This window comes from Coriobacteriia bacterium (assembly GCA_031292615.1).
GTDB lineage: Bacteria > Actinomycetota > Coriobacteriia > Anaerosomatales > JAAXUF01 > JARLGT01.
On record JARLGT010000010.1, the window covers coordinates 25,877 to 45,120 of the forward strand.

Genomic DNA, 19,244 nt, shown 5'->3' on the forward strand with positions numbered 1-19,244 from the left:
CGGGTATACAGGGAACGCTCACCACTGGAGGTGCTTCGCACATGCGCAGAATGCTTGATCCCAAGACGATCGCTCTAATTGGCGCCACTGAAACGCCAGACACGGTCGGTCGCACCATCATGGAGAACTTGATGGCTTCGGAGGGACGGGATCTGTTCCCGGTCAATCCCAACCACAAAACCATCTTCGACGTCCCGTGCTTCCCGAGCATCGGCGCCGTTGGCGTACCGATCGACCTCGCCGTCGTTGCCACTCCGGCCGCGGGCGTCCCCGAGATCCTGCTCGAGTGCGCAAAGGCCGGCGTCTACGGCGCGATCGTGGTGTCGGCGGGCTTTGGAGAGACCGGCAAAGAAGGCCTCGCTCTCGAGAAACGCATCAAGAAGATCTTGCGCGACTACCCGATGCGCGTTGTCGGCCCCAACTGCCTCGGCATCATCCGGCCTAGCGTGGGGCTCAACGCCTCGTTCCTGACCGTCTCGCCCGAGCCGGGCGACATCGCGCTGATCTCGCAAAGCGGTGCTCTGGGCACCGGCATGCTGGACTGGGCGGTCAGCGCGCATGTCGGCTTTTCGCTGTTCGCCTCGGTGGGCAGCATGGTCGACGTCGACTTCGCCGACCTGATCGACTTCCTGGGCGAGGACTCCCACACCCGCGCGATCCTGGTGTACATGGAGACGATCGGCAGCGCTCGGCGGTTCATGAGCGCAGCCCGCAGCTTCGCACGCAACAAGCCAATCATCGTGCTCAAGCCGGGCCGGTACTCCGAGAGCGCGCGTGCTGCGCTCTCGCACACCGGCGCGCTGGCGGGCGACGACGAGGTCTACGAGGCCGCCTTCCGGCGCGTGGGCGTGCTCCGCGTCCACGAGGTGGCCGACCTCTTCCACGCCGCCGAGGTTCTCGACTCGCGCCGCCTGCCGGTGGGACCGGGCGTCGCGATCGTCACCAACGCCGGCGGGCTGGGAGTTATGGCGACCGACTCGGTCATCGAACACGGCGGGCGCCTCGCCCAGCTCTCCGACAAGACGATGGCGGCGCTCGACGAGGCGCTACCGCCCTACTGGAGCCACGCCAACCCGGTCGACCTGCTCGGAGACGCAGGAAGCGACCGATTCGTCGCCGCCATGAAGGCGTGCCTGGCCGACCAGGGCGTCAACGGCATCGTGCTGCTCTACACGCCGCAGGGCAACGCGCGACCTGACGACATGGCGGCGAAGGTTGCGGCGCTCGTGAAGGGCTCGGCCAAGCCGGTGATCACCGCGCTGATGGGTGGTGAGACGGTGGCCGCGGGACGCGCCATCTTCCAAGAGGCGGCGGTGCCCTGCTACAACACGCCCGAGGAGGCGGTGCGCACGTACATGAGCATGTACGAGTACGCGCGCAACCTCGAGTTGCTCTACGAGACCCCCGCAGAACTCGCAATCGACGTTGCCCCACCCAAGCACAACCTCCAGGCGATGCTGCGGCGAATCGTCGCCGGTGGGCGCACGGTGCTGACTGAGGAAGAGTCGAAGCGCTTCATCACCACCTACGGCTTCCCGGTCGTGCCGCAAGTCACCGCCGAGACCGTGGACGAGGCGCTCAAGGCCGCCAAGAAGGTCGGCTACCCGGTCGTGCTCAAGATCATGTCGCACAACATCACCCACAAGAGCGCATCCGGCGGCGTCGAGGTGGGGGTGTGTTCCCCGGCCGATCTCGAGGCAGCTTGGGCGCGCATCATGAAACGCGTGGCCAAGAGTTCGCCCAAGGCCGTCATCGAGGGCGTCTCGGTACAGAAGATGATTCGCGAGGTCGACTTCGAGCTGATTCTCGGCATGAAGAAGGATGCGCAGTTCGGTTCCGTGATCGTATTCGGGGCCGGCGGCGTGGGAGCCGAGGGACTCGCCGACTTCTCGGTGAGCCTGCCGCCACTGAACCAGACTCTCGCCCGCCGCATGATGGAGGACACGCGCATCTTTCGGACGATCGCCTCGCCTCGCCGAGGAGTGGTTGCACCCAAGGTCGAGGAGCTCGAGGAACTGCTCACCGTGCTTTCCAACATCGTGGTCGATTTCCCCGAGATCGCCGAGATCGACATCAATCCGCTGGTGATTGCCGATGGCAAGGCATGCGCCGTCGATGCGCGCATCGTGATCGACAAGAGCGTGCTGGATAACAAGCCCAAGCGACCGCATATGGTCATCACCCCCTACCCGACACGCTATGTGACGCCCTGGCGGCTCTCGGACGGCACTGAGGTGCTTCTGCGACCGATTCGCCCCGAAGACGAGCCGATGATTGCCGACTTCCTCAGAACCGTCTCCGAGCTAACACTTCGCCAGCGTTACTTTGTGAGCCACCTCGACATCAGCCACGAGCTGCTCACGCGGTTCGTCAACATCGACTACGACCGTGAGATCGCCATCGTCGGCGAGCTGGGCCAAGGCAAGAAGAAGCGGATTATCGGCGTCGGGCGCCTGATGGGCGAGGCCGACCGTGGCCGAGGCGAGTTCGCAGTCATCGTGCACGACGAGTTCCAACGCCGCGGACTGGGCTTCAAGCTCACCGACACGATCATCGGCATCGCACAGGAGAAGGGGCTGCGCGAGATCAGCGGCTACATCGACTCCAACAACCACCGCATGCTGCAGGTGGTTTCGGAGCTCGGCTTCATCGACGAGGGCAGCGAGGACTGCGTCACCACCGTGCGCCTGCCCTTGGAGTAGCACCGGCGGCGTGTGGAGCAGACCCAGGCACCCAGCCGGACAGACGAAGAGCGGGCGCCCCTGGAGGGGACGCCCGCTCAGTCGTAGCGCGGTTGAGGTCTAGCGCACTCGGAACGACTTTGCCCACACGGAGGTGGCCGCCTTCGCACCTCCGACAGAGACGGACGCGCGCACTCTGAACGTTCCTCTGCGCAGCTTGACGACCGTCTTGTAGTTCGCGGCGGGGTTGGTCATCTTGGGCGTCTTGTACGCGTGCCACGCGCCACGCAGGTAACGCTGCATCTGCAACGAGACAACGACCTTGGACTTGGGCTTGGCGGCGAAGCGCACCGCTCCACCAACGTTGTACGTGCGCCGAGCGCGGCTCTTGAGCCTGACTACCGGCATGGTCGCGATCGTCTTGGGCTGGACGACGGTGACAGAAACGCCGGTCGGGTCGGACACGGCGCTGCCGTCGGCCGCGATGTACGTGAACGTGTCGACTCCCGAGTAGCCCGAGGCAGGCGTGTACGCGAACGATCCGTCGTCGGAAAGGGCCAGCGTGCCGTGCGTGGGCTGTACGGCGACAAGCGCCGTCATACTGCGGCCCATCGTGTCGATATCGTTTGCCAGAAGGCCGTTGTCCGTGCCTACGTTCAGCGTGGTGTTGACGCCGACGGCGTACGAGTCGCCCATCGCGAAGGGGCCGCGCACGTCCGAACCGGCTACCCCGATCAACACCTGGGCTGGAGCCGAGGCGGCCAAGCCATCGCTGACCTGATAGGTGAAGGAGTCGATTCCCGAGAAGCCGGCGTTGGGCGTGTACTTGAACGAGCCGTCGGCCGCCATCGTAAGCGTTCCGTTGGTGGGCTGAGTGACGACTGAGGCGGTCAGCTTGTCGCCGTTGGCGTCGGTGTCGTTGCCGAGCACGCCCGGTGCCGAGACGCTCTTGGCCGTGGCGTACGCGGTTGCGTAGGAGTCAGCGTTGGCGACGGGAGCGACGTTAGCGGTGGGCATCGTGTCGTAGACACGGATGTAGTCGACGTCGAAGTTGACCGGGAGGTGCGTCGCCGACGTGGGCACGCCGCCCCACGGGCCACCCACCGCGGTGTTCAGCGTGATCCACATCGGGTCTGCGGGCACCGCGTGGTTGTACGAGGCGTACTCGACGCCGTCGATGTACCACTTCACGTGGTCGGGCTGCCAGTCGACGCCGTAGGTGTGGAAGCCCGCCGAGTAGTCCGGGCCGTCCTTGATGCCCTGATAGATCTGCGCATTGTGCTCGTGCAGCGTGCCGTAGATACGGTGGGAGTCGCTACCCAACATCTCGAGCGCGTCGATCTCCAACGTGCTGTCGTTGGTGAGCCAGAATGCCGGCCAGATACCGGGTCCGCCTGGGAGTTTGGCGCGAATCTCGAAGTAGCCGTACGTGAACTTGGTGTGCGGGAGGCTGGTAACGATGCCTGAGCTGTACGCATAGCCGTTGTTGGCTCGGGTCTCAGTCTTCAGCGTCATCATGCCGTTGGCGAACGTGCAGTTGGCAGGGTCGTAGTACTCGAGTTCGCCGGTGGTGTAGTGGGTGTTCCACGGAGTGTCGTTGGCCCAGGTCGCTGTGCTCAACGGTCCGTTGAACTCGTCGGAAAAGACGAGTCGCGACGCGCCGAATGCGACGGAGCTAGTGGCGGCAAGTGCGGCAACAACCAAAGCGACAAGCACGATCAGGCGGGGCAAGGTCTTCATGGTGCTCTCCTCGGGGTACCGCTGGGATCCACAATCTCGGAACCCCCGTCACCTACCTCATCGGCGCACCGCACAAGACCTTGACCGGATAGTTGGAGCTCCGGTGACCTGCGTCACAGAACAAACGTGAGCCAGTGCCGATACGCGCTCGCACGAGCACCCCGCGGCCGGCTGGATGGGCCGTAGATGACCTTGTACACCCCCGCTGCCGGCCGCCGCCACACGGAACCTCCATTCGTTTCCTTTATTAATGTGAACCTCGTAATACTGGCCTCAGACTCCTCTCATGCGGACCCATCATGCTTGTCTTGCATTGCGGGCGACTCGCCTGCATACGACTCGCTTAGATGGAAGTACAAGCATGCAGAAGCGTTTCGCTCTCGTGGCGGCCGCAGTGGCCGTCCTCCTTTCGACATGTGCGTTCGCCGCACCCGCTCTGGCTGCGACCACCCCACCCCGCTGGCTCGGTCTCTACGTCCCAGGCGCTCCCAACAGCATGGCCCCGATCACTGCGGCGGAGGCCGAGCTCGGCACTCATGCCTCGGTCGTCAACTTCTTCATCGCGGACACCGAGAACTTCCCGACTACCGCCTGCGCGAACGTCGATGCGGCCGGCGCCACACCACTCGTAACGCTCGAGTTCTGGTCGACAAGCAACAGCGGGCTGGCCACGATCAACAACGGTAGCGACGATGCGTACCTGAATTCCTTCGCGAAGGCCGCCAAGTCTTACGGCAAGACGGTGTGGCTGCGGCCCTTCCACGAGATGAACGGCGACTGGTACCCGTGGGGAACGACTGGCGCCAACACGCCGGCAGCGCTGATCGCCGCCTATCGGCACGTCCACGACATCTTCGCCGAGCAGGGGGCCACCAACGTCAAGTTCGTCTGGTGCCCCAACGTCGACTACGACGTCGCGAGCTTCTACCCCGGCGATGCGTACGTGGACTACGCTGCAATGGACGGTTACAACAACGGCTCGCCATGGCGCAGTTTCTCCGAGGTCTTTGGAGCGACCTACGACCAGGTCGCAGCCATCACGCCCAAGCCCATCTTCATCGCCGAGACGAGCTGTGTTGAAGGCGGCAGTGGCAAGGCTGCCTGGATCTCCGACATGTTCGACGCCATCGCGCAGCGCTACACACGCATAGACGGCGTTTGCTGGTTCGACGCGCCACTGACCAGCGACTGGCGCGTGGACACATCGGCAAGCAGCGTCTCGGCGCTGAACTCCGGCTTCACGAGCCTTGCGTACAGGCAGATTGCGGCACCATCGCTGTTGCCAAGCTCTCTCGCGATCAAGACCAACGTGGCGACCGCCAAGCGTAGGCGTCTGGTTCGCATCTCCGGCGTCCTGCGCCCTGGCCGAGCCGGCAGCACCGTTCGCATCACTCTGTCGGTCCCTAGGCACGGCCAGTTGAAGCGCTGGGTCACAACAACCTCGGCCGGGACTTGGTCGCTGCACTACACGCCGACTGTGCGCGGCAAGTACTACCTGCGAGCCAGCTTCCCCGGCGACTCGGGGCGCGGCCCGGTCATCTCCAAGACCATCAAGCTGACCGTGAAGTAGCGCCTGCAGTTGTGAGGTCGAGGTGAATTGCTCGCCGCGGGCGCCCGGGAACGGGTAATCTCCACTCCACTACCCGCATTCACACCTCGGGAGCCTCCATGACCGACGCGCCACGAGCGATCGACCCCGCCTTCTTCGACGAGAACGTCCCCGCCTCCGAGGACTTCTTCCGCTACGCCAACGGCGGCTGGCTCGACGCCAACCCCGTCCCGCCGGAGTACGGCTCGTGGGGCGCCTTCCACGAGGTCAACGAGCGCAACCAGAAGCTGCTGCACCACCTGCTGCTCGACGCCGCGAAGAGCGCGCAGGTTGAGGGAACGCCGAGCCGCATGGTGGGCGACTACTTCGCCGCAGCGATGGACGTGGACGCGATCGCTCTTGCGGGGGCGGCGCCGCTTGCACCCTACCTCGAGCGGGTCGCCGCCGTCGCCAGCATCGCCGATGTCCGCGCGCTCGCGGGCGACCTGCAACCGCTCGCAATCAGCGTGCTGGTGGACGTCGGCATCGCACCAGACTTCGAGGACGCCAACGCCTATCTCGTCTACGTCGGGCAAGGTGGACTCGGCCTGCCGGAGCGCGACTACTACACGCGCGACGACGAGCGCTCAATCGAGCTGCGCGAGGCGTACGTGGGCCACATCGCCAAGCAGCTCGTCAATCTCGGCGATGATGCTGGGGCTGCGCGTGCGGCTGCAGAGCGCATCCTCGCCTTCGAGACGCGCCTCGCCGAGGCGTGCTACACCAACGAGCAGCTGCGCGACGTGAACCTCACCATGAACCGCCACTCGGTCGACTCGCTCGACGAGTTGATGCCTGCCTTCGGACTGACCGGCTTCGTGCGCGAGTTGGGTGTGACATCGGCGAGCGTCAACATCGACAACGCCGGCTTCTTCACTGCGCTCGAAGCCACACTCGCCGAGGCGCCCATCGAGACACTGCGCGACTACCTTCGCTGGAACCTCGTGCGGGCGTACGCGAGCTCGCTCTCGCCCGCGTTCGAGGACGAGGCGTTCGACTTCTTCGGCCGCACGCTGGGCGGCCAGCAGCACCAGCGGCCGCGCTGGAAGCGCGTGCTCGTCGCTGCCAGCGCCGACATCGGCGAGCAGGTCGCCCGTCTCTACGTCGCCGCTGCCTTCCCCGAGCAGGCCAAGCATCGCTGCGAGAAGATGGTCGACCAGCTGCTGGTTGCGATGGGCGATGCGATCCGCGACGCCGAGTGGATGACCGACGCCACCAAGCCCCAGGCGCTCGAGAAGCTGGCCGGTTTCACGTACAAGATCGGTTACCCGGACGAGTGGCGCGACTACTCGGCGCTATCCATCGGCCGGACCTCGCACGCCGAGAACCGCATGGCCTGCGCCGCCTTCGAGCACGACCGTGAGCTGCGCCGTCTTGGCGAGCCGGTCGACACTCGCGAGTGGGCAATGCCGGCACACTCGGTCAACGCCTACTACCACCCGCTGCTCAACGAGGTCGTCTTCCCCGCCGGCATTCTGCAGCCGCCGTTCTTCTATGCCGAGGCCGACGATGCCGTGAACTACGGCGCGATCGGTGCGGTCATCGGGCACGAGATCACGCATGGCTTCGACGACCGTGGCAGCCACTTCGACGCCAAGGGCTCGCTGCGCGAGTGGTGGACCGAGGCCGACCGCGCCGAGTTCGATCGCCGCGCGCAAGTGCTGGTCGAACAGTTCGATGCGTACGTGGCCGTCGACGACCTGCACGTCAACGGGCGCCTTACCCTCGGCGAGAACATCGCCGACCTCGGCGGGCTGACGATCGCGCTTGCGGCGCTTCGAAAGGTGCTGCCGACCGATGCGCCACTCATCGACGGCCTGACGTCCGAGCAGCGCTTCTTCCTCTCATGGGCGACCGTGTGGCACACGAACTTCACCGACGAGTACGCCAGACTCTTGGTCAACGTCGACCCGCACTCGCCCGCTCGAGTGCGCGTCAACGGTCCGCTCGCAAACCTCCCCGCGTTCGCAGCAGCCTTCCAAATCCCCGATGGAACGCCGATGGTGCGGGCGGCTGAGTTGCGGGCGCATATTTGGTAAAGCGCGTGAAGTAACCCCCATACCGCCTCCCGATGTATCATTCAGTACCGAATCACTTCGGTGCTGCCAGCGGGCGAACGCCCCAGCAGCGGGGCAAGCCGACGCCGATTCCGCTTCGGGCGGCCGCCCAGAACCTAGACAGAAATCGCGACCGCATCCTTCGAGCCGCTTCCGGCCGGGGGCACAAGTCGCAGACGAGAGGAAGCACATGGCGCAGGACGACAACAGCGCGCCGATCCAGCCGCACTTGGGCGTGCCCATTGGCAGGGACGCGTCTCTCGATGCATGGACGGTCATTGCCAACGACTGCTGCCCGGTCGATCCGAGTCTCTACGTAGAGTACGACGTCAAACGAGGCCTTCGCGACCAGACCGGCCGAGGAGTTATGGCCGGACTCACGCGCATCGGCGACGTGGTCGGCACCCGCGTCGAGGGCGACCAGTTGGTTCCCGCCCCCGGCCAGCTGCTGTACCGGGGGATCGAGATCACCGACCTCGTCAGGGGTTTCGTGGCTGAAGGCCAGCCCGGGTTCGAAGAGACGGCCTACCTGCTGCTCTTCGGCAAGCTTCCGAACATCTCGCAGCTCGAGGAGTTCGACGCGTACCTCTCGGACATGCGCAAGATGCCCCGGTCGTTCATCCACGACGGCATCCTTCGCATGCCGAGCCGCGACGCGATGAACGCGATGATGCGCGGCGTGCTAGGCCTGTACACGCTCGACCTGCAGGCCGACGACACGTCCACGCGCAATGTCCTGCGCCAGAGCCTGCACCTCATCGCGAAGTTCCCGATGCTCGCCGTCTACGCGTACCAAGCCTATCTCGACAAGTTTCACGACAAGAGTCTGGTCATCCACCGCCCCGAGCCTTCGTACTCCACCGCCGAGAACTTCCTGCACATGCTTCGTCCCGACAGCAAGTTCACTCAGCTCGAGGCACTCGTGCTCGACATGACGCTCGTACTCCACGCTGAGCACGGCGGCGGCAACAACTCCACGTTCACCACCCACGTCGTCTCCTCCACCGGCACCGACACCTACTCGGCAATCGCCGCTTCGCTCGGCTCGCTGAAGGGTCCGCGGCACGGCGGAGCAAACCTCAAAGTAGTGGGGATGTTCGACGATCTTCGGGCTACCATCACCGACTGGAAAGACGACGAGCAGATCGCCGACTACCTGCATCGAGTGCTGAACAAGGAAGCGTTCGACCACACCGGCCTTGTCTACGGAATGGGCCACCCGGTTTACTCGGTCTCGGACCCTCGCGCGGTAATCCTGCGCGGCTACGCCGAGAAGCTTGCCGCCGAGAAGGGCTACTCCGAGGAGTTCGAGCTGCACACGCGGGTAGAGCGGCTCGCGCCGCTGATCGTCTCGGCGCAGCGTCGGCTCTACAAGGGTGTCAGCGCCAACGTCGACTTCTACTCCGGCTTCGTCTACCGCATGCTCGACATCCCCTCCGAGCTGTTCACGCCGCTGTTCGCTATCTCCCGCGTGGTGGGCTGGAGCGCACACCGGCTCGAGGAGCTCGCCAACGGCGGCAAGATCATTCGCCCGGCGTACAAGAGCGTCTCTGCGCTGCAGGACTACGTGCCGCTGAAGGATCGCTAGCGCGCGCGACCCGCACCGCTCGAATCCGCCAACGCACAGCAGCCCCGGCGCCTACTCGGCGAACGGGGCTGCTTCAGAAAGCGCTGGTCAAACGATCGTTGCCGACCGGGGACTTGTCATCGGAGGCCGTTTCCGCTCAGCGGATATCGTTCGCTGGGGGCCGCACCGGACTCGTAAAATCGCGCACGAACGGGAACAGGACTCGAGAACGACTCTTCCGCCCTAACGTAGCGATCAGGAGGGTTTGCAGTGCGCAATCGCGTGCGCGCGCTAGTTGTGTTCGGTACACGCCCCGAAGCGATCAAACTCGCGCCCGTCATCGAGCGCCTTCGAGAGCGCCACGAGCAGTTCGAGACGCTGGTCGCGGTGACGGCTCAGCACCGCGAAATGCTTGATCAAGTGCTCGGCGTGTTCGGGATTGCGCCCGACTTCGACCTCGACATCATGACGGTCGGGCAATCGCTCACCGACATCAACGTAAGGGCCCTCGGAGGGCTGTCGCCGCTGGTGGCGCGGGTACGACCAGACATCATGATCGTGCAAGGTGATACCACGACGACGTTTGCCGCGGCGCTCTCAGCGTTCTACCACCACGTGCCAGTTGGACACGTCGAGGCCGGGCTGCGAACCCAAGACCTGGAACAGCCGTATCCCGAGGAGGCCAACCGGCGCCTCACCACACAGATCGCGAAGTGGCACTTTGCGCCGACCAGCGTCGCAGAGGCGAATCTCCTGCGGGAGGGCGTCGAGCCGCAGAGCATCACTGTCACCGGCAACACCGTGGTAGACGCGCTCATCCAGACTGCGCAGAGGCCGTACGACTTCGGCCCCGGCAAGATCTCCGACGTACTCGCCAGCGGTCGGCGTATCGTGCTGGTCACCGCACATCGACGCGAGAACTGGGGAGCGCCGATGGAGTCGATCTGCTCGGCCGTCGGACGTTTGGCCGACAGATTCGACGACGTCGAGATCCTCTTCGCCACACACGGCAACCCCGCATGCGCGGACATCGCAAGCGAAGCGCTCGGCGGGCAAGAGCGTGTACACCTCATCGGGCCACAGGAATACCTGCCGTTCGTGAAGTTGATGCAGGCGTCGACACTCGTGCTGACGGACTCCGGGGGCATGCAAGAGGAAGCGCCGACTCTGGGCAAGCCAGCGCTCGTCATGCGCGACATCACCGAGCGGCCCGAGGCCGTGCAGGCGGGGGTCGTTAAGCTCGTCGGCACGGACGCCGACAACATCGTGGCCGAGGCATCGGTGCTGTTGAGCGATGCAGGCGCCTACGACGCGATGGCGAAGCGGGCCAACCCCTTCGGCGACGGCCATGCCGCCGAGAGGATCGTCGAGGTGCTCACGGCATCGGCTGGCGCCTAGACCGCGCGTCGCTAGTTGACGGTGACCGTGCGCGGCAGGTTCTTCAGCGGCACGCTGTGGGCCGCATCGAGGAAGCGCGCGCGTACCTGATAGGTGCCTTTCGGCAACTTCAGCCTCGCCGAGAACAACGTGTGCCGACCGTCAGTGCGGCTGGCAAGCGTCGCCTTGACGGTGCGGTAGGGCTTGAAGAGCCGGCCCGACTTGCGCATGACAAGAAAGCTGACGGGCACGTTGAACTCGTCGAACTGCCCAATCAGCGTGCTGGACACCTTGAAGGACCTCGTCTTCTTCGCTCTGCTCGGCGCCACCATCTTCGACAGCGTGTACTCGATTGGCGGAGCCAAGGACGTGTCGATGGTGAACGTGCCGGGCGTGCTGCGGCCAAACACACCCAGATAGTACGTACCTGACTTGGGCGCCAGCAGATGCGTCACTCGGCTCGTCGGCGAGATCCACGCCGAGCCGAGCCACGCGACGTCGGTGCGAAACGATGCCCACGCCAGCACGTCGGGGTCCGTGATCGCCGGTGACACTGTATACGTCGCCGCGATGGTCTGGCCCGCCGTCAGGTTGACCGAGTACACGAACAGGTAATCTGCCGAGGAGGAGGGCGCCTGTGTCAGCGTCCCCGGCGTGCTCGTTCCGATCGTGAGAGGAACCGCGTGGCTCTCGCTGTCGCCGGAAGCTGCGAGAGCGGCGGGCGGGAGTATGACCGCCGCGACGATCGAGATCGCGACAATCGCGATACCAACAACGCGCGAGCTGCGCTGGCTCGAGCTCATCAGACTCATCCTCTCTCTGGCGATAGGAACGGCGCGCGCTTCACGTTCAAGCGACCGCACTGCGGCCCTAGTACGGGACCGGGACAATGTAGATGACGCCACTGTGCTGCTTGGACAGCATCACCATCACCCTCACCGACTCGCCCGAACCCAAGTGCACCGAGCATGAGCCCCTCAAGTAACCTGACTTGGCGGCCGTGAACGCGTAGGTGCCTGGCCTGCTCACGGTGATCAAGAACGTGCCGTGCGAGTTGGAGGTCGCGTGATAGTGAAGCTTGCCCCGGCTCAGGGTGAGCGCCGCGCTTTTGATGGGGTTGCCGTTGGTCGCAGACACAACGGTGCCGGTGAGGGAGGCGCGCCCAGCGGCTTCCGCGCTCTCGACCACGCTCATGACTGCGACCGTGGACGCGTCAGGTGCTTGGATCGGGCTCAGCATGTGGGCGCGGACCTCAGGTGAGGCGACCGCCCCGACCAACGGCGTCAGCCACAACCCGGCCAGCACCAGGGTGGCGACCAGCACCGCGCCGGAGCGCATCCCGTCCACGCCGAGGTAACCCGCCAGGCCGCGTCGAGCGTCTCGGCCATGGACTGTCTTGGTCTTGGCCCAAGACGCCGGGAGCAGCGCAGCAAAGAGCACGACGACCCAGTGGAAGCCGAACAAGAGGAGGTAGGCCAAGAGCGAGAACAGGCCCACCTTGTGGCCCCGCGAACGCGTGACGAAGAACAGCATCACTCCCGTAGCGAGGATGCTCGCGAGCCAGAAGATCGGCGACAGGTAGGCGAATGGCGGCAGCAGCCCTGGCGCCATGGCCGCCGCATAGCCGAGGCACAACAGCGCGAGCGAGAGCGCAATACCCAGCGGCGAGTACAGGTAGATCGCCTCGAGCAACGGCAGCCCGCTCGCGCTTCTCGGCGAGAGGGCGAGCGAGACATGCCCGCGGATCCAACGCCTGCGTTGGTTGATCAGCGCCCCCCATGTAGCTGGCTTCTCGTCAAAGACCACCGCCGAGCCCAGGTAGCCCACCTTGATTCCAGCGCGAGCAAGACGAAGATGCAGCTCGAAGTCCTCGACGAGATGGCGCGACCAGCCTCCGAACTCGCGGATCAGCGGAGTGCGGATGGCGAAACCCGTGCCGCCGATCGAACTGGTACGGCCGATCGCGGCGCGACCGGCGTTGAAGACATCGGAGTAAACCTGGAACTCGACGTCCTGCAGATGTGGCAGGATGCCCGCTTCGACGTTGGAGGCTCGGATGGCCGTCTGTACGGCCTGGGTCTCGGGATCGAAGAACGCCTCGGCAATACTCTTGAGGAAGCTCGGCTCCACGACGTTGTCGGCGTCAAGCTGCACGATTGCATCGCCGGTGGCCTGCGGGAGTGCGAAGTTGAGTGCGTCGGCCTTGACGCCGCGCTCGAATGTCGCCTCCAGGACTTCAATGCGTGCGTCCCCGGCGGCCGCTCGGCGAGCGACGGCGGCCGTGTCGTCTGTGCAGTTGTTCGCGATGATGAGGGCTTGGAAATCTGCGTGAGTCTGGGCGATGAGTTGCGAAACCATGCCTCCGATTACCGACGCCTCGTTGCGCGCCGGGACGAGCACAGTCAGGCGGACCGGCGCCCCGCTGAAGATGGTTGGCAAACCAGTGGGTGTGGAGGGCGGAGCGCTCTGTGCCGTCGCGTTCACGCGACGCTCGCTGCGGCTCTTGACCGCAGCAGCGAGCCACAACGTCGGCCACACCGCGCCGAGCCCAACGAGGAGCCCGCCGCCAATCAGCGACAGCGCCGTCGTCCAGTCCAGAACCAAGACGGTCACGGCCACCAGAACGAGGAAGCACAGCGCCACCGCCACTGAGACGAACGAGCGAGCGTTGCGGCTTCCCGAATCCGGAGTCACTTGGGTTCGCGTCAATTGTATGGGCATTGATGACCTCACCTGAGCCTGTCGACGATGAAGACCGCGCCGCCGCCTGACGGCAGGAGAACGATGTAGGCCTTGTAGCTCTGCTGATTCGTGATCTCGCTTCGCACACCGGGATTGGTCGACGCGATGAGCGTCAATCCCGCGAGTTCCTTGCTGTGATCGGCGGCGCCAGACGCGGGCGCACCCATCGGCTGACCCGTCGCCGCGTCAATGGCGCCGGAAAGACTCGCCGAAGTGACACGCGCTACGAGCATGCCGGCCGCTTTGTCCTGCCAGCCGATCGGCGTGATCGCCGCAGCGTACGTTTGTGGGGCACCGAAGTTCTTCACTGCCAAGAACGTGACCGCCGACGGGGCTGACACGTGGTCCTTGAGTTCTGGGCCGCTCGGCTTGGGCTTGACGGGCGCGACCGGCACGGCAGGATTGGCCACATGTATCGTTCGCGATCCCGACGAACCCTTCGGCCCGCCCGAGGAGGACCCGGGCGCGGGTTGCCCGACACCAGTGGCTGATTCGACTGCCGGCGTCGTTGGTCCACCCGGAGAGCCGGTTGAGGATTGCGACGCACTTGCGGGGACGGGCGCCGGCGCGCTCTGCGTGGCGGCTGCGGAGCCTGGGCCGGCCGTGCTCGGGGAGTGAGGCGAACTCACTCCCACGAGCACGACTGCCAGAGCGATAGCAGCGGCTACGGCTGCGATGCCGACGAGCGTCCAGATGAGACGCTTGCCTTTCACGGCGTCACGCTCATGTACCAGCCGTTGGAGGACACGCCGCTCTTCCATACGCCGACATAGCCTGTCGTTGCACCCACGGGAACTTGCGCCGTGATCGAGGTATCAGACCAGTTGGTGATAGTGGCAGTGACCCCAGCGACGGTGACCGAGTCGCCCGCGCCTTGGCTGGCGCCGAAACCGGTGCCGGTCACCGTGATCGTGCTGCCGATCGACGCCGAGCCGGGATCGACATTCGTGATGACCGCCGGGGTTATCGACAGGAAGTAGATGCCGTTAGAGCAGAAGCCGTTCGTCCACACACCCACGTAGCCGGCAGTTGCCGAGGCGGGTACCGTCGCGACGATGGCCGTGTCAGACCAGCTCACGACTGCCGCTGTAACGCCTCCGAACGTTACGATGTTGCTGCCCTGCGTGGCACCGAAGCCAGCACCCGTGATGGTGACCTCGCTACTCGGGGCACCCCACCAGTTCGACAAGGCGTCGATGCGCGCTACAGGCTGCAGCCACACGCCGTTGGAGCAGATTCCGCCATCGTTCCATACGCCGACGTACCCGGCGGTAGCGTCAGCAGGCACCACGAAGGTGACCGACGTGTCGGACCAGCTCTGCACTGCGCAGGTCTCGCCCGCGAGAGTGACCTTGCCGTTGCCTTGGCTCGCGCCGAACCCGCTGCCGGTGACGACCACAGTCGTCCCGACCGGAGCGATGCTCGTGGACAGTCCGGTGATTGCTGGGACCGTGCCCGGCGTGAAGAAGATGCCGTTGGAGCACACTCCGTGCTGCCACACACCCACGTAACCAGCCGGGGCGCCAGGCGGCACGGCAACGGTAATCGTGGTGTCAGACCACGTTAGAGCGGTCGTAGTAACCCCACCGAAGGTGACGACGCCCGAACCCTCACTTGCTCCGAAGCCGGAGCCGGAAATCGTCACAGTGGATCCAACGGGACCTGAGTCGGGTGAAATCGAGGTGACCACAGGCGTGTCGAACGGGATGAAGTACAGACCGTTGGAGCACACGCCGTCTCGCCAAACGCCCACATAACCCTCGAGCGCTCCATCGGGCACGACGACTGTGATCTGAGTATCGGACCACGTGAGCGCGGTAGTGGTAAAGCCGCCGAAGGTCACGACGTTGGCGCCCTCGGTACTCCCGAAATTGGTGCCGGTGATCGTGATGATCGTGCCGGGTGCGCCGTTATACGTCGAGAGCGATGTGACACTCGGAATCGGACTGACGTCGAACGTCGCGCTGATCGTGTGCCCTGCGGTGACGCCGGTGAACTTGTAGGCGCTCAGCACACCTTGGCTCACTCCGTCGACTTGGACGTCGACGAGGTGGTGCCCCACGTCAGCCGCGATGGTGAACGTCGCGCTGTCCGAGCCGTAATCGACAGTCTGCGTCGTGCTCGGCGAGATTGAGCCGCCGGCGCCGGCGCTCGGGACGATGTCGAAGGTGTCGATGGCGAAGCTCGCGCTGATCGTGTGACCGGAACCGACGTTGGTGAACTGGTAGCTGGTGATCGGGCCCTGGCTCACCCCGTCGACCAGAACGTCGGCGATGTGATGATTAGCGTCCGGCGTGATCGTGAACGTCGCGCTGTCCGAGCCGTAGTCGACAGTCTGCGTCGTGCTCGGCGAGATCGAGCCGCCGGCGCCGGCGCTCGGGACGATGTCGAAGGTGTCGATGGCGAAGATGGCCGAGATCGTGTGCGGCGCAGTGACATTCGTGAACTGGTAGCTGGTGATCGGTCCTTGGCTGATGCCATCGACCACCACGTCAAGGATCTGGCTGCCCACGCCCGGGGTTATCGTAAACGTCGGACTGTCCGATCCGTACACGACAGTCTGGGTCGTGTCAGGCGTGATCGAGCCGTTGCCCAGAGTGCTCGGGACGATATCGTTGGTGATTGGCGCTTGGACGACAACCGAGTCCGTCACGGTCTGTGGCGTGCTCGCCTCGTGGTTGATCGTGACGGTCGGCGAGTAGGTACCGGGGTCGCTGTAGGGCACGTCCCCGCTCACGGTGAACGTGCCGTCGGCGAAGTCAATCACGCCGTCGCTCGTGCCGAAGCTGCCGCCCCAGTCGATAGTCGCAGCGTAGTGCGTGCCGTCGTTGGCCTCGGGCCCGGCCGGGTCGGTGAACGTGGCGAGCACCTGAGTGCCAAGAGGGGTTCCAAAGGGCGTCGTGAGCGGCGCCACCCCGGTGGCGACGACGGAGGGGTCCGAAACCGCGACGATAGCGGTACTCACGCCGGTCAGCGTGCTGCCCCCGACGTCGGCGACGTCGTAGGTCGCCGTGTAGGTGCCCTCCTCGGAATACGTGTGTGAGCCACTGACCGTGTATGTGTTGCTGCTCACATAGACGGCGGGCACGCTCGTGTCGGTGCTGCCGTCACCCCAGTGGATCGTGCAAGTGAAGTCACCATGATGGTCGCCACCGCCGATGTAGCTGTCTAGGAACTTGCCCACCTGGATCGTTCCAGTCGAGGACGCCTCAACGGTGTGATACGTGTTGACGGCACTGTAGTACGACAGACCCGCGTCGTTGACGGTCACCGTGCTCGCCGCGCTGGCGACCGGCGTCCCGTTGTTCAGGTACAGCGTCTCGGAGTAGGGCACCTGGCCTACGGTCGGGAAGACGACCGAGCCCGATGTGCTATTCGGATACATGTAGTTGTTCGGGCCCGACGTGTAGAGCGTGTACCACGCCGAGGTGCTGCCGTTGCTGACCAGCAGGCGGTACCAGCCGGTAGTCGGGAATATCGCTCCGGTGTAGATGCTGCCGGGGAAGAAGGGGCTTGAACCTGTGTAGGTCTGGCCTTCGGTCGTGGAGAAGGGGCCGGCGTTCATCAGGTAGGTCGTCCCGTCGGCAACAGTGAGCGAGCTCGTGCCGACCGAACTGGCGGTTCCGGGAGACGGGTCGGTGACCGCGACGGTCACAGCTTGGTACTGCTGCGTCACCGGATTGCCGACCGCAAGGGTGCCGCTTCCGGTCCAGCCCGTGACACCCGTGAACGAAGCGCTCGTGCCGGTCGTCTTACCGGTGTAGCTCACGGTCTGGTAGCCGGACCCGGTGAACACCACCAGCGATCCGGACGAGGCGAAGTTGGTAGTGCCGTTGTTGGCTATAGGGATCGTTGACGCGGGGTACGTGGTCGCCGTCTTGACGGTCGTAGACAAGAATGGGTTCGTGTAGGTGTGAGACCCGGAGATGCTGTACGTTCCGACGCCAGTCCTCGTGACCGTGCCGGCGGTGTCGGTAGCCGAACCATCGCCCCAGTTGATGCCGACCGTGAACTCGGAGGGATTCTGGTTGTCCCACGTGTCCGAGAGATTGGCGATCGTTCCCGAGAACGTTGCACCGGACGTCGCATTGATTGTCACAGGCGTCACGGTCAGCGTGTCCGCCTCGGTGATCAGGAAGTTCAGCGGACCGCCAGCCCCAGTGCCAGTCACGCTGACCCTGTAGGCAGTCGTGCCGGTGCCGGACGCACCTTCATTGACCACCGCGGTCGCCGGAACGGAAGCCGTCAGCTGAGTCGTGGTCTGGGACAGCCGGGCCAGCGTAATCGCGCTGCCGCTAGGTGGAGTCCACGTCACCTGCGATGAGCTGCCGAACCCGGTTCCAATCACGTAGAGCGTGAATGGCGTCCCTTCCGGGGAGCTACTTGGACCTGAGGCGCTGCCAGCATGAACGCTGGTCACTGCGGCCAGCGCGGTGCCGGGAGCGAAGCAAATCACAATCGTTAGCAGTGCGGCCAGAAGCCAGAGCGTGCGTCCCTTCAACATCGTCGATCCCCATTTCCCAAGCGGCGGCAGTAACCACGCGGCGAGTGAGTCGAGGCAGATACTGGCCGAGTGGTTTCATTCTCGGAACCGAAGAACCGACCATTTGGCGGCCCTAAGGCACCCAACATGGGGAGTTTTATACCACTAATTCGTACATACTAACAAGATGTATTTGTTACCTTTCTTTGACTTCTTCAAGCCTCTTCTCGAAGACACCTCACGCTGTCGGGCCGCACATTTGGGGCGTTGGTTTCGGGGCCGTCATCGGGTCGCATCGCCGCCGTCTTGATCCGGCGGCTTCAGCGCGTTTCCGCAGGCAGATGCATCTGTACTCTTCAATCGCTCGGCCGGACTTCGGTGTTGCTGACTCGACGGTGCTTCGACTGCCGCGCACCTCCAGGCACCTGACCTGCGGGAAGCCTCATGGAAGTCACACCTTGCCGTCGGAAGACACCGTGGTCCCGGCACCCCTTTCGAGGTGTCCGGGACCACGTTTGACCAGCTAAATGGCGGAGAGGGAGGGATTCGAACCTTCGTAGGGGATACCCCCCTAGACAGTCTTCGAGTGCGAGTGCGCGGCCGACTGCGACTGTCGGAGATTGGCGCAAGATGCTATCTGGTCCACATGTGAGACGACCTAGTCGGTGCCTGATGTCGAATCCTGACGGACGCTGTCAGGGAACCCCCATTGCAAGGAGGTGGCAGTCGCGGCCATTGTTGCCGGAATCCGCTCGACGCGCCCGAGGCACAAGCAGCGCTCGCTGACATGAGCCGAGCGGAGCACCACGAAACCTCCGCACTACCTCAGTGGTGAAGGACCCGGTAGACCAGATAGGCGACGATGAGAACCACAAGGACAACAGCCAGCACGATTCGACTCACTCGGCCCGAGGGTAGGTGGACGGGGCGAGTGCGCCGACGAGACCTGCTCAAGAATCCCCTCCTTGCTCCATCCAAAGTGTTTCGCATGAGATGTGGGGTTCTCAGG

The 19,244-nt window shown here is 64.6% G+C and carries 11 protein-coding genes; 5 read left to right on the forward strand and 6 right to left on the reverse strand.

Annotated elements, in window-relative coordinates; translation table 11 throughout:
- Positions 1 to 41 precede the first annotated feature (41 nt).
- Positions 42 to 2,702, forward strand: a complete 2,661-nt coding sequence (locus P4L93_00800; protein ID MDR3685490.1) for a bifunctional acetate--CoA ligase family protein/GNAT family N-acetyltransferase — start codon at positions 42 to 44, stop codon at positions 2,700 to 2,702.
- Positions 2,703 to 2,801: 99 nt separating this feature from the next.
- Here the strand turns inward: P4L93_00800 and P4L93_00805 are convergent, their stop codons facing one another.
- A complete protein-coding gene (locus P4L93_00805) occupies positions 2,802 to 4,421 on the reverse strand; it encodes an Ig-like domain-containing protein (protein ID MDR3685491.1) in 1,620 nt (539 codons plus the stop codon).
- Positions 4,422 to 4,782: 361 nt separating this feature from the next.
- On the opposite strand from P4L93_00805, the gene P4L93_00810 reads away from it, so the two are divergent.
- From P4L93_00810 to wecB, 4 genes are all read left to right on the forward strand, one after another.
- The gene (locus P4L93_00810; GenBank protein ID MDR3685492.1) at positions 4,783 to 5,991 is read left to right on the forward strand and encodes a glycosyl hydrolase; all 1,209 of its coding nucleotides are present in this window, start codon (positions 4,783 to 4,785) and stop codon (positions 5,989 to 5,991) included.
- Between the two features lie 98 nt (positions 5,992 to 6,089).
- Positions 6,090 to 8,048: a M13 family metallopeptidase gene (locus P4L93_00815; GenBank protein MDR3685493.1), complete on the forward strand. Its 1,959-nt coding sequence runs from the start codon at positions 6,090 to 6,092 to the stop codon at positions 8,046 to 8,048.
- Positions 8,049 to 8,256: 208 nt separating this feature from the next.
- Positions 8,257 to 9,654, forward strand: coding sequence for a citrate/2-methylcitrate synthase (locus P4L93_00820; protein MDR3685494.1), 1,398 nt, complete (start codon positions 8,257 to 8,259; stop codon positions 9,652 to 9,654).
- A 249-nt stretch (positions 9,655 to 9,903) separates the two neighbouring features.
- Entirely contained in the window at positions 9,904 to 11,031 is a 1,128-nt protein-coding gene (gene wecB, locus P4L93_00825; protein ID MDR3685495.1) for a UDP-N-acetylglucosamine 2-epimerase (non-hydrolyzing), read from the forward strand.
- An 11-nt stretch (positions 11,032 to 11,042) separates the two neighbouring features.
- Here the strand turns inward: wecB and P4L93_00830 are convergent, their stop codons facing one another.
- From P4L93_00830 to P4L93_00850, 5 genes are all read right to left on the reverse strand, one after another.
- Entirely contained in the window at positions 11,043 to 11,813 is a 771-nt protein-coding gene (locus tag P4L93_00830) for a hypothetical protein (GenBank protein ID MDR3685496.1), read from the reverse strand.
- Positions 11,814 to 11,880: 67 nt separating this feature from the next.
- On the reverse strand, positions 11,881 to 13,731 hold the full coding sequence (locus P4L93_00835) for a glycosyltransferase (GenBank protein MDR3685497.1): 1,851 nt from the start codon (positions 13,729 to 13,731) through the stop codon (positions 11,881 to 11,883).
- A gap of 8 nt (positions 13,732 to 13,739) precedes the next feature.
- Complete coding sequence (locus P4L93_00840; GenBank protein ID MDR3685498.1) at positions 13,740 to 14,162, reverse strand: hypothetical protein; 423 nt, start codon at positions 14,160 to 14,162, stop codon at positions 13,740 to 13,742.
- A gap of 299 nt (positions 14,163 to 14,461) precedes the next feature.
- Positions 14,462 to 18,256: an IPT/TIG domain-containing protein gene (locus P4L93_00845; protein ID MDR3685499.1), complete on the reverse strand. Its 3,795-nt coding sequence runs from the start codon at positions 18,254 to 18,256 to the stop codon at positions 14,462 to 14,464.
- A gap of 804 nt (positions 18,257 to 19,060) precedes the next feature.
- A complete protein-coding gene (locus P4L93_00850) occupies positions 19,061 to 19,189 on the reverse strand; it encodes a hypothetical protein (protein ID MDR3685500.1) in 129 nt (42 codons plus the stop codon).
- Positions 19,190 to 19,244: the final 55 nt, after the last annotated feature.

What these genes read in the sequence shown, in the direction of transcription:
- P4L93_00800 (MDR3685490.1), top strand. Translation starts at nt 42, where the DNA reads ATGCGCAGAATGCTTGATCCCAAGACGATCGCTCTAATTGGCGCCACT.
- P4L93_00805 (MDR3685491.1), bottom strand. Translation starts at nt 4,421, where the DNA reads ATGAAGACCTTGCCCCGCCTGATCGTGCTTGTCGCTTTGGTTGTTGCC.
- P4L93_00810 (MDR3685492.1), top strand. Translation starts at nt 4,783, where the DNA reads ATGCAGAAGCGTTTCGCTCTCGTGGCGGCCGCAGTGGCCGTCCTCCTT.
- P4L93_00815 (MDR3685493.1), top strand. Translation starts at nt 6,090, where the DNA reads ATGACCGACGCGCCACGAGCGATCGACCCCGCCTTCTTCGACGAGAAC.
- P4L93_00820 (MDR3685494.1), top strand. Translation starts at nt 8,257, where the DNA reads ATGGCGCAGGACGACAACAGCGCGCCGATCCAGCCGCACTTGGGCGTG.
- P4L93_00830 (MDR3685496.1), bottom strand. Translation starts at nt 11,813, where the DNA reads ATGAGCTCGAGCCAGCGCAGCTCGCGCGTTGTTGGTATCGCGATTGTC.
- P4L93_00835 (MDR3685497.1), bottom strand. Translation starts at nt 13,731, where the DNA reads ATGCCCATACAATTGACGCGAACCCAAGTGACTCCGGATTCGGGAAGC.
- P4L93_00845 (MDR3685499.1), bottom strand. Translation starts at nt 18,256, where the DNA reads ATGTTGAAGGGACGCACGCTCTGGCTTCTGGCCGCACTGCTAACGATT.